At 58.9% G+C, this 14,547-nt stretch carries 11 protein-coding genes; 3 read left to right on the plus strand and 8 right to left on the minus strand.

What is annotated here, in order from left to right; genetic code table 11:
- Nucleotides 1-48: 48 nt before the first annotated feature.
- From HXO69_RS02460 to HXO69_RS02495, 8 genes are all read right to left on the minus strand, one after another.
- Nucleotides 49-822 (minus strand): MBL fold metallo-hydrolase, encoded by a 774-nt coding sequence (locus HXO69_RS02460; RefSeq protein WP_296545108.1) that lies wholly within the window; start codon nt 820-822, stop codon nt 49-51.
- 1,225 nt (nt 823-2,047) lie between these two features.
- Nucleotides 2,048-3,760 carry a formate--tetrahydrofolate ligase gene (locus HXO69_RS02465; RefSeq protein WP_294457096.1) on the minus strand — a complete coding sequence of 571 codons (1,713 nt, stop codon included), beginning with the start codon at nt 3,758-3,760 and terminating at the stop codon, nt 2,048-2,050.
- 245 nt (nt 3,761-4,005) lie between these two features.
- Nucleotides 4,006-5,049, minus strand: a complete 1,044-nt coding sequence (locus tag HXO69_RS02470; RefSeq protein WP_296545112.1) for a zinc-dependent alcohol dehydrogenase family protein — start codon at nt 5,047-5,049, stop codon at nt 4,006-4,008.
- Between the two features lie 345 nt (nt 5,050-5,394).
- Complete coding sequence (nrdF, locus tag HXO69_RS02475) at nt 5,395-6,372, minus strand: class 1b ribonucleoside-diphosphate reductase subunit beta (RefSeq protein WP_049342043.1); 978 nt, start codon at nt 6,370-6,372, stop codon at nt 5,395-5,397.
- Nucleotides 6,373-6,519: 147 nt separating this feature from the next.
- Nucleotides 6,520-8,700: a class 1b ribonucleoside-diphosphate reductase subunit alpha gene (gene nrdE, locus HXO69_RS02480; RefSeq protein ID WP_294604160.1), complete on the minus strand. Its 2,181-nt coding sequence runs from the start codon at nt 8,698-8,700 to the stop codon at nt 6,520-6,522.
- Nucleotides 8,673-9,203: a class Ib ribonucleoside-diphosphate reductase assembly flavoprotein NrdI gene (nrdI, locus tag HXO69_RS02485; RefSeq protein ID WP_296545114.1), complete on the minus strand. Its 531-nt coding sequence runs from the start codon at nt 9,201-9,203 to the stop codon at nt 8,673-8,675. Before nrdI ends, nrdE begins: the two co-directional genes overlap by 28 nt.
- Before the next feature lie 73 nt (nt 9,204-9,276).
- Nucleotides 9,277-9,501, minus strand: a complete 225-nt coding sequence (gene nrdH, locus HXO69_RS02490; protein ID WP_296545116.1) for a glutaredoxin-like protein NrdH — start codon at nt 9,499-9,501, stop codon at nt 9,277-9,279.
- A gap of 784 nt (nt 9,502-10,285) precedes the next feature.
- A complete protein-coding gene (locus HXO69_RS02495) occupies nt 10,286-11,395 on the minus strand; it encodes an App1 family protein (RefSeq protein ID WP_296545117.1) in 1,110 nt (369 codons plus the stop codon).
- Nucleotides 11,396-11,572: 177 nt separating this feature from the next.
- Here HXO69_RS02495 and HXO69_RS02500 point away from each other — a divergent pair, with 177 nt between their 5' ends.
- The 3 genes from HXO69_RS02500 (at nt 11,573) to HXO69_RS02510 (ending at nt 14,490) form a co-directional block, all read left to right on the plus strand.
- Nucleotides 11,573-12,688, plus strand: coding sequence for a polysaccharide deacetylase family protein (locus HXO69_RS02500; RefSeq protein ID WP_296545118.1), 1,116 nt, complete (start codon nt 11,573-11,575; stop codon nt 12,686-12,688).
- A gap of 206 nt (nt 12,689-12,894) precedes the next feature.
- Entirely contained in the window at nt 12,895-13,641 is a 747-nt protein-coding gene (locus HXO69_RS02505; protein WP_296545120.1) for a DsbA family protein, read from the plus strand.
- Between the two features lie 264 nt (nt 13,642-13,905).
- A complete protein-coding gene (locus HXO69_RS02510) occupies nt 13,906-14,490 on the plus strand; it encodes an excalibur calcium-binding domain-containing protein (protein WP_296545122.1) in 585 nt (194 codons plus the stop codon).
- The last annotated feature ends 57 nt before the right edge of the window (nt 14,491-14,547 follow it).

Consider the following 14,547-nt stretch of genomic DNA (forward strand, 5'->3'; position numbering starts at 1 on the left):
CAGTACTTATATGAGGCGGACTAGGAGGCGCAATTCGTCAGGCGCGGTTTACCAGCCGCGGGTGCCCCAGTCTTCCAGGTGGGGGCGCTCGTCGCCGAGGGTGGTGGAGCGGCCGTGGCCGGGCAGCACGATTGCGTCATCTTCGAAGTCGCCGAAGAGCTTTTCGAGCACATTGGAGAAGAGCTCACCGAACTGCTGCGGGGAGTCGGTCTTTCCCACACCGCCGGGGAACAGGGTGTCGCCGGTGAACAGCAGGGTTGCGGGAGTGCCGTCTTCCCAGGTGGTTTCGAGGGTGTAGACGATGGATCCGGGAGTGTGGCCGGGCACGTGCAGGGCACGAATAACGATGTCGGAGCGGTAGAAGTCGAAGCTCTCGCCGCCGGTCAGCTCCTCTTCGATGGTGTAGTCTTCCAGCTCCTTAATCTCAGCAGCATCGGCTGCACCTGCGGAGGTAACGGCACCGGTGAGGTGGTCGAGCTCCTTAATAGCGCGAATGTGGTCCCAGTGGCCGTGAGTAACAAGGATGCCGGTCAGGCCGATAGCGCGAGGCTTGAGGGAGTCGAAGTCCTCCTCCTTCTCCATAACGCGCACGCGGCGTTCTTCGCCGTCGGTCAGCTCAAGCTGCGGGCAGTCATTCAGGAGCGCATCGAGGGTGAAAGCGTAGAGCTCTTCTGCCTCGGCTGCGGGGTCGATAAGCACCTGCTCGCCAGTGGCGCGCATGGTGATGAGGTAGACGCTATTGTCCATCTCGGAGACGCTGAGCGCGCGCACGGTCAGCTCGGGGTTCTCAAAGATGAGGGTGGGTTCGGGGTAAGTAGTCATAGTTCCAGTGTAGGGGTTGTGGCGATGCAGCAAGCACCTATGCGTAATACTCCCCTATGAGCGCATTCGGCATTGAACGCGCGGGATACATGTGAGGGACGCGCATGGAACAGACTGCGGAGCAAGCTCAGCACAGATTAGACTCAGCGCGGATGAGGCTCCGGTGAAATTCAAAAGTTAAACAGAGAAGCGACTGCGCATCGATACACAGTCGCTTCTCATGACACCCAGGGGTATCTATCACTCACTCAAACACAAGCAACCCGAGGACTTTGGAAATCTCACGATTACTTGATGACTCAATAGTAGCGAACTTTTTGGGGGCTGTTTTACCACCCCATTTGGTACGGAGAGCCGGTTTTAGTGACCCGCGCCTCATTGTAATCATTCTGTAATAAAAATAGCTGTTTTTTAGGGTATCCATACATACCAATTTCATTTTTTTCGAGTTTTGATGTGACTTATTTCACCCAAAATAATTTTAGATTTTCCCTCATTTGGCACTTTAGTGCACCTTTAACTTGAGCTTCATGCTCACCAATCTTGAAGGCTCAATGCCCGGTTTTAGCCCGGTATTCCGCGGAAGTAGAGGGTTAAGGTAAAAGTATCTTCAAGTAGTTGCAACTTCATTAACCGGAAAAAATGTACCGCTCACCGTTCAAAATCTGCACGATTATTCGCGCGAGGGCAAAATCAATTGGTCTGTTTTACCCCTGTAGGCACCCCCTAAAGTAGAGGTTTTATTACAAAACAATAACATTGCACCCCCTACTAGGTTCACTGAGTGCACCCAGTGAGCCTACCTCAAAAAAGTAAAATACCTAGTCAATGCTATATTTTCACACAATGCAAGGTAGTGGTCGATTCAAAAATCAACCTCTACAGATTGTTTAATAAAACTTGACCTTCAAGCATAGATAGAGCCCAATTATTAACCAACACATACCAATTCCACTCTCAAAACAGGCACTCCAGAACCCTCAATAACAGGTTGAGATACCCCTCCACCAGGGGTTTCAGGATCCTTCACTCCCCCGGATTCCCCCTGATGTCAGCCCGGTTTCAGCCCGGTTTCAGATACATCGCCCCTCCTCTCAAGCGCTACAAAACCGCCGGGCACACGCTACCCGGACACAGCTAGGCGGCGCCCCTCCCCCGCTGTGGGGAAGGAGCGCCACCTCCACTAGCTATAAATCAGCTGGAACAGCCGCCTTAGGACAAGCCCTTAGGACAGGCCGACCATCACGCCGTTCTCGTCGAAGCCGATGCGCTCAGCTGCGGGGCTCTTGCTCAGGCCCGGCATGGTGCGCATGGTGCCGCAGATTGCGTAGACGTAGCCTGCACCGGCAGCCAGGCGAACCTCGCGCACGGGCAGGGTCCAGCCGGTCGGTGCGCCCTTCAGCGATGCATCCGAGGAGATGGACAGGTGAGTCTTCGCGATGACCACGGGCAGGTGCGAGTAGCCCAGCTCAGCGAAGCGCTTGAGCTGCTTAGCGGCAGCGGGAGCAATGGAGATGCCGTCTGCGCCGTAGACCTTGGTCGCAACCTTCTCAATCTTGGTCTCGATGGAGTCCTCAAGATCGTAGGTGTACTTCAAATCCGAAACGTCGTCACATGCCTCAGCGACCACGTCTGCCAGGTCGGTGGTGCCCTTACCGCCCTCAGCCACACCGCGGTGGATAGCTACGCGAGCGCCAGCTTCCTCAGCGATACGGCGGATGGTCTCGTGCTCGGACTCGAAGTCGGTCGGGAACGCGTTGATTGCCACGACCGGCTGAACACCGAAGTTGCGCACGATCTCGATGTGCTTCTTCAGGTTCTCCGCGCCCTTCTCCACGTCGGAGGGGCTTTCCTGCAGCATGCCCTCAGGCAGGGGCTTGCCCGGAACAATCTTGTACAGGCCGGAGTGAGACTTCAGGGAGCGCACGGTTACGACGAGCACTGCTGCGTCCGGCTTCAGGCCGGAGACGCGGCACTTGACGTTGAAGAAACGCTCGGCACCCATGTCGGCACCGAAGCCAGCCTCGGTAATAACGTAGTCGGAGTACTCCAGGCCAACATAGTCGGCGACCACGGAGGAGTTGCCGGTTGCAATGTTGCCGAAGGGGCCCGCGTGAATCAGTGCGGGGGTGTGCTCCAGGGTCTGCAGCAGGTTCGGGTTGATTGCGTCTGCCAGGATGACGGACATTGCACCGTCAGCCTTCAGGTCGGCTGCGGTGACGGGCTCGCCGTCGTAGTTCAGGCCGATAACGATCTTTGCCAGGCGCTCACGCAGGTCCTTGAAGGAGGTTGCCAGCGAGAGAATCACCATGATTTCGGAGGCGCTGGTGATGTCGAAACCGGTCTCGCGGACCACGCCGTCCATGCGTTCGCCCAGGCCCACGACGATGTTGCGCAGGGAGCGGTCGTTCATGTCGATAACGCGGCGCCACTCGATTGCGCGCGGGTCGATGCGCAGCTCGTTGCCGTGGTGCAGGTGGTTGTCAATCATGGCGGCAAGCAGGTTGTGCGCTGCGGTGACGGCGTGGAAGTCGCCGGTCAGGTGCAGGTTCAGCTTCTCCATGGGAACAATCTGGGAGTAGCCGCCGCCTGCTGCGCCGCCCTTGATGCCGAAGGTCGGGCCCATTGCGGGCTGACGCAGAGCCAGGATTGCCTTGCGGCCGGTCTGGGCGAAGCCCTGTGCGAGGGAGACGGAGGTTGCGGTCTTACCTTCACCGAGCGGGGTGGGGGTGACTGCGGTAACCACGATGTACTTGGAGCCGCGCTTGCGGGCGGTCTCTGCGTTGGTGGTTTCGTCGAGGAGGACCTTAGCGACATACTTGCCGTAAGGCTCAAGGCGATCTTCGCTGATGCCGTTGTCCGCTGCGATCTTGTTAATGGGCCAAAGATCGGCGGCAAGTGCGATTTCGAGGTCGGAAGGGAAAGGCTTCTTCGTCATTGTCATCCTTCGAGTTGTACGAATCATGCTCTTTTATTCTATGCCTTAGCTCACGCATTTGTCCCTCACCTCGCCGAACTCCGACAAATAAACCCAATTTTTAATGCACTAATCCCCGCAACCGGAACCCTACGCTCACGTGGAGCGGCAGGGTCGGTGCGGGGATTGGTAGCGCGTACAGGCCGGGTTGCCGGTACAAATGCCGGTACAGAAGCCGGTACAGGAACCGGCGATACGACCGGCTATTACGGCATGGTCAGCAGAACCTTGGTGGCGGTGCGCTGATCCATTGCCTCGTAACCCTTAGCTGCCTCGTCGATGGGCAGGACCAGGTCGAAGACCTTACCGGGCTCAATTTCGCCCTTGTAGATCAGGTCGATGAGGGTCGGCAGGTACTTGCGCACGGGGGCGGGGCCACCCTCCAGGTGAACCTGCTTGCCGAAGAGCTTATCGGTGCCGATGGAGCTATCGTGCGGCACGCCCACGAAGCCGATGTAGCCGCCGTGGCGTACGCAGCCGAGGGCCTGGTCGAAGGACTGCTGGGTACCTACAGCTTCCGCAACGCCGTGTGCGCCCACGCCGTCGGTGAGCTCCATGACCTTGGCGATGCCCTCTTCGCCGCGCTCTTCCACGATGTGGGTTGCACCGAATGCCTTAGCGAGTGCCTGACGCTCGGGGTTGCGGGACATGATGATGATCTTCTCCGCGCCGAGCTGCTTAGCGCCGATGACTGCGCTCAGGCCGACTGCGCCGTCGCCAACAACGACGATGGTCTTGCCGGGGCCTGCCTGCGCTGCGTCTGCTGCGTACCAGCCGGTGCCGAGCACGTCGGATGCCGCCATCAGGTGCGGGATCTGCTCTGCGGTGGGTGCAGCGGGGGTCTTGACGAGGGTGCCATCTGCGAAGGGTACGCGGGCGTATTCTGCCTGGGTGCCGTTGGAGCGTGCGCCGATGAAGGCGTCGCCTGCTGCGATTGCCTTGAGGCAGCGGGAGGGGTAGCCTGCGGTGCAGGTTTCGCATTCGCCGCAGGAGATGCAGAAGGAGCCTACGACGAAGTCGCCGGGGGCTACGGTGGTGACCTCGGAGCCGACTTCGACGACTTCGCCGATGTATTCGTGGCCCATCGCCCGGTGGTCGACGGGCTGTGTGCCGCGGTAGGACCACAGGTCGGAGCCGCAGATGCAGGATGCTGCGAGCTTGATGATGGCGTCGGTGGGTTCGAGCAGGGTCGGCTTGTCGACTTCGTTGACGACGACCTTGCCGGGAGCTTCCATAACAACTGAACGCATGATATTCCTTTCAAATCTGCGTTGATGGTTAGTCGTATCAGGGTACGCCCCGCACCCCGATATATCAATAATTTTTTATGCTACGGGGTGAAGGTAAAAATTCCGACAACCGGAACCAGAAAGGAACCAGAAAAACCGCTCCCCCTCCCCCGATTCCCGAGCGCTTCCGCGCCAGGTTAAACCGGGGAAGCCTGGGCATCCTGGCACGTTAAATAGCCCGGTTAAACGGCGGAACCCCCGCGCATCCACGGTGGACACGCGGGGGGTTCCGCTCGGTTTATCTCAGCCTCATAACTAAAGGCAAGAAAGGGGGCTCAGAAGTCCCAAGGCTTAGAACTCTCAGCCTTAGAAGTCCCAGTCCTCGTCCTCAGTGTTCACGGCCTTACCAATCACGTAGGAAGAGCCGGAACCGGAGAAGAAATCGTGGTTCTCATCAGCGTTCGGGGACAGCGCCGACAGGATCGCCGGGGACACATTAGTCACGGACGCCGGGAACATCGGCTCGTAGCCCAGGTTCATCAGAGCCTTGTTAGCGTTGTAGTGCAGGAACTTCTTAACGTCCTCGCTCCAACCCACACCGTCATACAGGGAATGGGTGTACGCCACCTCGTTCTCGTACAGTTCGTACAGCAGGTTGAAGGTGTACTCCTTCAGCTCTGCCTGACGCTCCGCGGACTCCTTCGCCAGGCCACGCTGGAACTTGTAGCCAATGTAGTAGCCGTGCACTGCCTCGTCACGAATAATCAGACGAATCAGGTCAGCGGTGTTAGTCAGCTTCGCGTGCGAAGACCAGTACATGGGCAGGTAGAAGCCCGAGTAGAACAGGAAGGACTCCAGCAGAGTAGAGGCAACCTTCTTCTTCAGCGGGTCATCACCGGTGTAGTAGGACAGAACAATCTTCGCCTTCTTCTGCAGGTGCTCATTCTCAGCAGCCCAGCGGAACGCCTCGTCAATCTCCTTGGTGGAGGCGAGGGTCGAGAAGATCGAGGAGTACGACTTTGCGTGCACGGACTCCATGAACGCAATGTTGGTGTACACGGCCTCTTCGTGCGCGGTCACAGCATCCGGTAGCAGGGACACGGCACCGACAGTACCCTGGATGGTGTCCAGCAGGGTCAGACCGGTGAAGACGCGCATGGTCAGCTGCTTCTCTTCCTCGGTCAGGGTCTTCCAGGAGGGCACGTCGTTGCTCAGCGGCACCTTCTCCGGCAGCCAGAAGTTACCGGTCAGACGATCCCAAACCTCAAGGTCCTTCTCGTCCTCAATACGGTTCCAGTTGATAGCCTCGACCACGTGGTCGACGAGCTTCACCTTTTCGCTCATTAGTAATTCTCCGATTCTTAAGGGGCGGTTACAGTGCCACGCGCGCCCAGCCAGTCGCGCAGGCGGTTTGCGTGTTCACCGTAACCGCCCCTTCCAGTCTTTAGTTATAGTGTGCCAGCTCAGGCTGAATGCGTCACAGCATTCAGGCTAGAGCATGCAGGATACGCAGCCTTCAACCTCGGTGCCTTCAAGAGCCATCTGACGCAGACGGATGTAGTAGATGGTCTTGATGCCCTTACGCCATGCGTAAATCTGGGCGCGGTTGATATCGCGGGTGGTTGCGGTATCGCGGAAGAAGAGGGTCAGCGACAGGCCCTGGTCCACGTGCTGGGTTGCCACAGCGTAGGTGTCGATGATCTTCTCGTAACCAATTTCGTAGGAGTCCTGGTAGTACTCCAGGTTCTCGTTGGTCATGTACGGTGCCGGGTAGTAGACGCGGCCGAGCTTGCCTTCCTTACGGATCTCAATCTTCGAAGCAATCGGGTGAATCGAAGAGGTCGAACCGTTGATGTAGGAGATGGAGCCGGTCGGCGGAACAGCCTGCAGGTTCTGGTTGTACATGCCGTACTGTGCCACGTCAGCAGCCAGCTGAATCCACTCTTCACGGGTGGGGATGTGGTGCTTAGCGAACAGTTCGCGGGTACGTTCGGTCTGCGGTGCCCATTCCTTCTCAATGTACTTTGCGAAGAACTCACCGGACGCGTACTTCGAGTTCTCGAAGCCCTCGAAACGCTGGCCGCGTTCCTTAGCAATCTGCATGGAGGCGCGGATTGCGTGGTAGGCGACGGTGTAGAAGTACATGTTGGTGAAGTCCAGTGCTTCTTCAGAACCGTAGTAGACATGCTCGCGTGCCAGGTAGCCGTGCAGGTTCATCTGGCCCAGACCCACGGCGTGGCTCATGCCGTTGCCGCGCTCGATGGAGGGTACGGAGCGGATGTCGGACTGGTCGGAGACGGAGGTCAGCGAACGAATCGCGGTTTCCACGGTCTTGCCGAAGTCGTCGCCGTCCATGGTCAGTGCAATGTTCAGCGAACCGAGGTTGCAGGAGATGTCCTTACCGACGGTCTCGTAGCCGAGGTCAGCGTGGTAGGTGGACGGCTCAGAAACCTGCAGGATCTCGGAGCACAGGTTGGACATGATGACCTTACCGGCGATGGGGTTCGCGCGGTTGACGGTGTCTTCGAACATCACGTACGGGTAGCCGGACTCGAACTGGATCTCTGCGATGGTCTGGAAGAACTCGCGTGCGTTGATCTTGGTCTTGGTGATGCGTGCATCGTCGACCATCTCGTAGTACTTCTCGGAGACGTTGATGTCGGAGAAGGGCACGCCGTAGATGCGTTCCACATCGTACGGGGAGAAGAGGTACATGTCCTCGTTCTTCTTCGCCAGCTCGAAGGTGATGTCGGGGATGACAACGCCCAGGGAGAGGGTCTTAATGCGGATCTTCTCGTCAGCGTTCTCACGCTTGGTGTCCAGGAAGGCGTAGATGTCGGGGTGGTGTGCGTGCAGGTACACGGCACCGGCACCCTGACGCGCGCCGAGCTGGTTTGCGTAGGAGAAGGCGTCTTCCAGCAGCTTCATGACGGGGATAACGCCCGAGGACTGGTTCTCAATCTTCTTAATGGGCGCACCGGACTCGCGCAGGTTGGTCAGGGCGAATGCCACGCCGCCGCCGCGCTTGGAGAGCTGCAGTGCAGAGTTGATGGAGCGACCGATGGACTCCATGTTGTCTTCCATGCGCAGCAGGAAGCAGGAGACGAGCTCGCCGCGTTGCTTCTTACCTGCGTTGAGGAAGGTTGGGGTTGCCGGCTGGAAACGGCCGGAGATAATCTCGTCGACGATGTCTTCGGCGAGCTTCTCGTTGCCTTCAGCCAGCAGCAGTGCGACCATGCAGACGCGGTCCTCGAAACGCTCCAGGTAGCGCTGACCGTCGAAGGTCTTGAGCGCGTAGGAGGTGTAGAACTTGAAGGCACCGAGGAAGGTCGGGAAGCGGAACTTCACGGCGTAGGCGCGCTTGAACAGGTTCTTAATGAACTGGAAGTTGTACTTGTCGAAGAGTTCCGGCTCGTAGTACTGGTTCTCGATCAGGTACTCGATCTTCTCTTCCAGGTCGTGGAAGAAGACGGTGTTGTTGTTGACGTGCTGCAGGAAGTACTGACGTGCTGCCTGGCGGTCTGCATCGAACTGGATCTGGCCGTTCTCATCGTAGAGGTTCAGCAGTGCGTTCAGCTCGTGGTAGCTCATACCTTTGAACTTCTCGGGCACGCTCTTGCCGTTGTGGCCTGCACCGAGAGTTTCTAGTGCTGAGGGCAGTTTTGCGTCCAAAATGCTTCCAATCCTTCGTTGACTTTTTCTACATCTGAATCGGTGCCCATGAGCTCAAACTTGAAGAGCACGGGCACATCGCACTTCTTGGCGACAATGTCTGCCGCGATACCGAAGAGCGGACCAAAGTTGGTGTTGCCGGAGCCAATCACACCGAGTATGTGGTTGCGATTCTGCTCCACGTTCAGGAATTTAACCACCTGCGGGGGAACGTTACCGGCGCCTTCAGGCTTACCGTAGGTGGGGACGATGAGCACGAACGGCTCATCAAGAATGAGAGTGTCTTCGCCGGTGCGCAGCGGCAGGCGGAGGCGGCGGGCACGGATTTTCTCCACGAACTTGTGGGTGTTACCTGAGATGGAGGAGAAGTACACGATGAGTGGTGCGGAGGAATCCATCGGCTCCCCGGTCGCTCGACCCTCGGAGGCGTTGCGTGCGTCCATAAGAATCTTGCGGATTTCTGCGTGCTCGTCGACGGGGGTGGGCGTGAGGGCGGTACTCAACGTGTACTCCTTATCTCTTGTGCCGGGTGTTCCGTACCGATTCCGTTTGTACGGGTTTCGGCCGGGTTGGTTGTTACGCTGCCAGAGCGTTGATCTTGTCGGGCTGGAAGCCGGACCAGTGTTCCTCGCCTGCGATGACAACGGGTGCCTGCATGTAGCCGAGGGACTTGACCATTTCGAGGGCCTGAGCGTCTTCGGTGATATCAACCTTGGTGTAGCTGATACCCTTCGCGTCGAGGGCGCGGTAGGTCATGTTGCACTGGACGCACTGGGGCTTGGTGTACACGGTCACTACCATTGGGGTGCCTCTTACTTTCTCCCGCTCAGGCGGGGTTATCTCGTGAATGAATCTGGCGTGTTTCGTCGGTGGTTCGCCACGTGTTGTTTACGGCGGGCGCTGTGCCGTCCGCTGCCCCCTCCTAGTGGGGTGTGGCGGTTTCCTGCGCTGGGGCAGGACACTTAAGGTGCCGTAGTGGTGGAACCGAGTATTAATACTACATCTAGTGTCGAGAAATTTCTTCACCACAAGATGATGTGGTGTGAGGGTCGTGTTTCGTTCGATAAACCCACAGCTGAACCCACTTAAGAGGGGGTGTCTACAGCTTATCCACACCCTGCTCCGGGGCTAGTTCGCCGTATTTTCGCGGGGTGTGCCGGGTTATCCACAGGTGGGGTTTAAGTTGGGCAGGATTTTTAAGGGTTCATTCGCTCACTGAGTTGAGGTTTAGTTAACCTCATGTATGCTTTCGGGGGCATAAAACCCGGCAGATTCGGGCTTGATTTTAAAGAGATCTTAACTCTCCCCCGTTCTTGCGCGGAACGGCGCGGTTTTAAAGCAGAACAGACTTTCTTAAAGGCGGGGGTTAACCCCCTTCGAGCGGGTCTAAGCTGTGTGATTAAGGCTGTAGAAAAGATTTTTAACTCTTTTTCGGTAGCCGGTGTGTCGTGGGTTTAAGTTGGTTAATGCTTCTGGAATGGCAAAACCCACCGCATATACCGGTATTTCACGGTATTTACGGTGGGTTTACTGGGTATCGGCGCTGGTTTTAGCAACCGGCGAGAAGTACCGGTGCGGCTGCCGCCTAGAAATCGATTAGGCCCAGCTCACGCAGTTTCTTACTCAGTGTTACGCCGTCAGTGGCTTCAATCCACAGGGGCGAGCGCATCATCTGCTCGGCGCGGTAGTCGCTCCACACGCGGCCGGAGGCGAGCATGGTCTCCCCCACGGTCAGGTTGCGGATGACGATTGCCGCCACGTTGTCCGGGTAGCGTACCGCGAAGCCGTTGTAGATGTACGGGTCGCGCTGCCCGTCGTCGCCGACGAGAATCCACTTCATCTGCGGGAATTCCTCGGCGAGGCGGCGCAGGGACTCGACCTTGTGGTTGGTGCCGGAGCGGAACCAGCGGTCGGGGGTGGGGCCCCAGTCGGTCAGCAGGAACGTGCCGCGCGGGTAGCCGTTGCGGCTAAGGAAGCGGCGCAGGGTCGGGGTGATGTTCCAGGCGCCGGTGGACAGGTACATGAACGGCGCATCCGGGTGGCTGCGACGGATGCGGTCGGTCATGACCGCCATGCCGGGGGTGGGGATGCGTGCGTGCTCGTCGAGGATGAAGGAGTTCCAGGCGGCGACGAGGGGGCGCGGCAGCATGGTGACCATGACGGTGTCGTCCACGTCCATGATGACGCCGAGCTTCTGGCTTTCGGGAACGATGTAGACGCTGGTTGCTACGGCGCGGGATCCGGGCACGTACATGACGACTTCGTGGATGCCGGGTTCCAGGTCGATGCTGAGTTTTACGTCAAGCACGCCGCCGCGGTCAGTGTACGCCTCGTACTTGGTGCCGCCGATGACGATGGTGACGGGCGCGTCGGACATTGCGGTTGCGGTGAAGGAGCGCCAGCCGCGCATGGGATTGGCGGTGTCTTGGGTGCCGTCGACGACCTGCAGGAGGCGTTCGAGGGTGACCGTCTTGTAGAGGGCGCGGGCGATAACGCGGACCCAGCCGGGGTTTCCGTCGGATGCGGCGCGGCCGTAGCCTTCGGTGGGCACGAGGATAGGCTCGCGACCGGCGGCGATGGCGCGCTTTTCTCGCCACCGGTGTAGCCGGTCTGCAACGCGGTAGCCGATGTTGACTGCCTCGTCGGCAGCATCGTTCACAAGGTTGCGCAGTTCGTGAGTGCCCAAATTCTCCATCCCACTAGTGTAGCGGAGCGTTACCGGCTTACGGCTTTAGGATTTTGTGTTCTTATACCTAGTTTTTATACCTATTAATACTGTGGTGCTGAGCGCGGGGTGTGATGTGCACATTATTTAGGGTGTATTCGCTGTTCGGATTCGTTCCTTGCAGGTGGGGGCGTTATCCTGGAAGGTATGACCCACTCACAGCCTAACCGCCGACTTTTTGTGCTCGGCACTGCTATGCTTCCGCTGATTGCTGCCTGCTCGAAGAAGTCGAATGACTACGACGGCACCAGCGGTAATTTCACTCCGTATCAGGCTGGCGGCGAGACCACTGCTGCCGCTACTCGCCCCGCACCCACGAATTCGCCGACGACTGCCGCTGCTGGCAACCCGGTTGATAAGCCGCGCGAATGGCCCGGTATCGGCAACTCCCTCGTTGGTGAGGGTAAGTATGTTGCGTGGACTGTTGATGACGGCGCAAGCCCGGAGGCGATTCGCGGCTACGCTGAGTTCTCGAAGCGTACGAATACTCGCCTGACCTTCTTCATTAACGCTTCGTACACCGGCTTCAAGGAGCACGTGTCGTTGCTGCGTCCGCTGGTTCAGAGCGGCCAGATTCAGGTTGCGAACCACACCTACAGCCACGCCGACCTGACCACCCTGGACGCTGAGGGCGTGAAGGAAGAGTTGCAGCGTAACGAAGACGAGATTATGAGCATGTTCGGTGTCTCGTCGAAGCCGTACTTCCGCCCGCCGTACGGCCGTTACAACGATGCGGTTCTGAAGGCTGCCGGTGAGATTGGTTTTACCCGCCCGGTCATGTGGAACGGCACCACTGGTGATGAGGCGAAGACCAGCTCCCGCGTGATTTACATGCGCTGCATCCGCTACATGCTGCCGCAGCAGATTGTGCTGGGCCACCTGAACTACGAAACGATCATCCCGATCCTGGATAAGGTGAAGGGCCTGATTGATGACCGCGGCCTGACTGCGGTGACGATTCGTGACTACTACGGTGACGCATCCGAGGAAGAGATCAAGGCGGCGGCACCTTCGCCGACCGCAACCCCGGAGGAGCACACCCCGTCCCCCGAGGCGACTACGGAGGCCCCTACCCCGGAGCCGACCACTGAGGCTCCGACTCAGGCACCGACCACCCGCTATGAGGATGAGGTTGCGGCTAGCCAGCAGGCGACGACCGCCCCGGCGGCAACGACTGCTCCGCCTGCTCGTGCGACGACGGCACCGGCGGCTACGACTGCTCCTGCGGCTTCGCAGAGCGCTTCGGCGACTGCCCGCCGATAGGTTGGTGTAGACCTTCCCCGATGAAGCCCCCTTGCCCGGTTCCCGTGCAGAGATTCTGTACGGACCGGCGCGAGGGGGCTTTGCCGTGCCCGGCGGGAATACGTACCGGGGATAAACCCGGCGGGAATAAGTGCGGTAGCCGGGGCGTTAGGTGAGCGTATAGTGGCGGCTGTGTGCCGCATCCGAGTGTGAGAGGAATAGATAACATGCGTATTGATATTTGGTCCGATATTGTGTGCCCCTTCTGCTACGTGGGCAAGCGTAACCTGGAGCTGGCGCTCGCCGAGTTTGAGCACCGTGACGAGGTTGAGGTGGTGTGGCATAGTTTTGAGCTGGACCCGTCGGCTACGGAGCATCCTGCCGGTTCGCTGCCTGAGCTGATTGCGGGCAAGTATCAGATGCCGCTGGAGCAGGCGATTGCGAGCCAGGAGTCGTTGGCGGAGCGTGCCCGCGAGGTGGGTTTGGATTTCAATTGGCGGCAGGCGCGGTACGGTAACACGTTTGATGCACACCGTGTGATTCATTATGCGGCGGAGCAGGGTTTGGCGTCGGCGGCGCAGGAGGCGTTTAAGCTGGCGTACTTTACGCAGGGCCGTTCGGTGCAGGATCACGAGTCGATTCTGGATATTGCTTCTGAGATTGGTCTGGATACTGCCGAGGTTGAGGCAGTGCTGAAGAGCGACCGCTACGCGGCGGATGTGCGTGCCGATGAGCAGTTGGCGCGTCAGCTGGGCATTAATGGTGTGCCGTTCTTTTTGATTGAGTCGAAGTGGGCGGTCAGTGGTGCGCAGCCTGCGAAGATGCTGGTGCAGGCGCTGCGTCAGGTGTGGGAGGAGACTCACCGTGTGGAGTTCCTGAACCCGCTGGCGGGCGCGGCTGGTGGCGCTAACGCCGCGGGTGCCAATGCCGCGGAGGCGGGTCCGTCCTGCGATGTGAACGGCAACTGCTCCTAGTATCTGCTGAGGGAGGCGCGGCGGGGGTGCTACTCCCCTAGCACCCCTGGCTGGTGGCCCCTAGATGGAGCGAAAGCCCTCTTGTCCTGGTTCTGTGTGAACCGGTACAAGGGGGCTTTGTTGTGCCCGCACATTGTATCTTTCCTTGTTGGACTCTTTGTGGGCGGCTCGATATTGTCTGCGGGTGAGGCTGTTTTCCTTTACACTGGAGTGTGTGTTCTACGGTGAACACGCTTGTCCACTCACTTTTAAAGGAATATTGTCTTGAAAATTCACGCCGCGACCGCTGGTGTTCTTGCGGGTGCTCTGCTTCTGGCTGGTTGCTCTTCGTCTGTTCGTGCTCCGAAGTCTACGCCGTCTGCGTCATCGTCGGCTTCTGCTTCGGCTAGCTCTTCGGTTTCTCCTACTGCTTCTTCGACGCCAAGTGCGTCTGCATCTCCTTCGGAGTCTCCTACCCCGACGTTGGCCCCGTCGCCTGTTCCGACGACTGAGGCTCCCGTGCAGGCTCCAGCTACTGAGGCGCCTTCTGTGGCGGCGCCGGCGGCTCCGGTTTCCGAGGCGCCCGCGCAGCAGGCACCGGTTCAGCAGGAGGCTCCTGTTCAGCAGGCTCCGGTAGCTACGGAGGCACCCGTCCAGCAGGCACCGGCTCCGGCGGCTGAGGCTCCTGCTCAGCAGGCGCCCGCTCAGCCGGTGCAGCAGGCCCCGGCGCAGTCGAGTGTTTATTACAAGAATTGTGATGCGGTACGTGCAGCTGGTGCGGCACCGTTGCATCGTGGTGAGCCGGGTTACCGTCCGGGTCTTGATTCTGATGGTGACGGCGTGGCGTGCGAGCCGAAGAAGAAGCATTAGGCTTCTGCCCGTTCTTATAGCGAAAGCCCCCTTTGTCCTGGTTCTTAGTTGAACCGG

Source organism: Rothia sp. (in: high G+C Gram-positive bacteria) (assembly GCF_015265375.1).
Taxonomy (GTDB): Bacteria; Actinomycetota; Actinomycetes; order Actinomycetales; family Micrococcaceae; genus Rothia.

Excerpts from the sequence above, each read along its gene's own strand:
- HXO69_RS02505 (WP_296545120.1), top strand. The coding sequence starts at position 12,895 with ATGCGTATTGATATTTGGTCCGATATTGTGTGCCCCTTCTGCTACGTG.
- HXO69_RS02500 (WP_296545118.1), top strand. The coding sequence starts at position 11,573 with ATGACCCACTCACAGCCTAACCGCCGACTTTTTGTGCTCGGCACTGCT.
- nrdH (WP_296545116.1), bottom strand. The coding sequence starts at position 9,501 with ATGGTAGTGACCGTGTACACCAAGCCCCAGTGCGTCCAGTGCAACATG.
- HXO69_RS02460 (WP_296545108.1), bottom strand. The coding sequence starts at position 822 with ATGACTACTTACCCCGAACCCACCCTCATCTTTGAGAACCCCGAGCTG.
- nrdF (WP_049342043.1), bottom strand. The coding sequence starts at position 6,372 with ATGAGCGAAAAGGTGAAGCTCGTCGACCACGTGGTCGAGGCTATCAAC.
- HXO69_RS02465 (WP_294457096.1), bottom strand. The coding sequence starts at position 3,760 with ATGACGAAGAAGCCTTTCCCTTCCGACCTCGAAATCGCACTTGCCGCC.
- HXO69_RS02470 (WP_296545112.1), bottom strand. The coding sequence starts at position 5,049 with ATGCGTTCAGTTGTTATGGAAGCTCCCGGCAAGGTCGTCGTCAACGAA.
- HXO69_RS02495 (WP_296545117.1), bottom strand. The coding sequence starts at position 11,395 with ATGGAGAATTTGGGCACTCACGAACTGCGCAACCTTGTGAACGATGCT.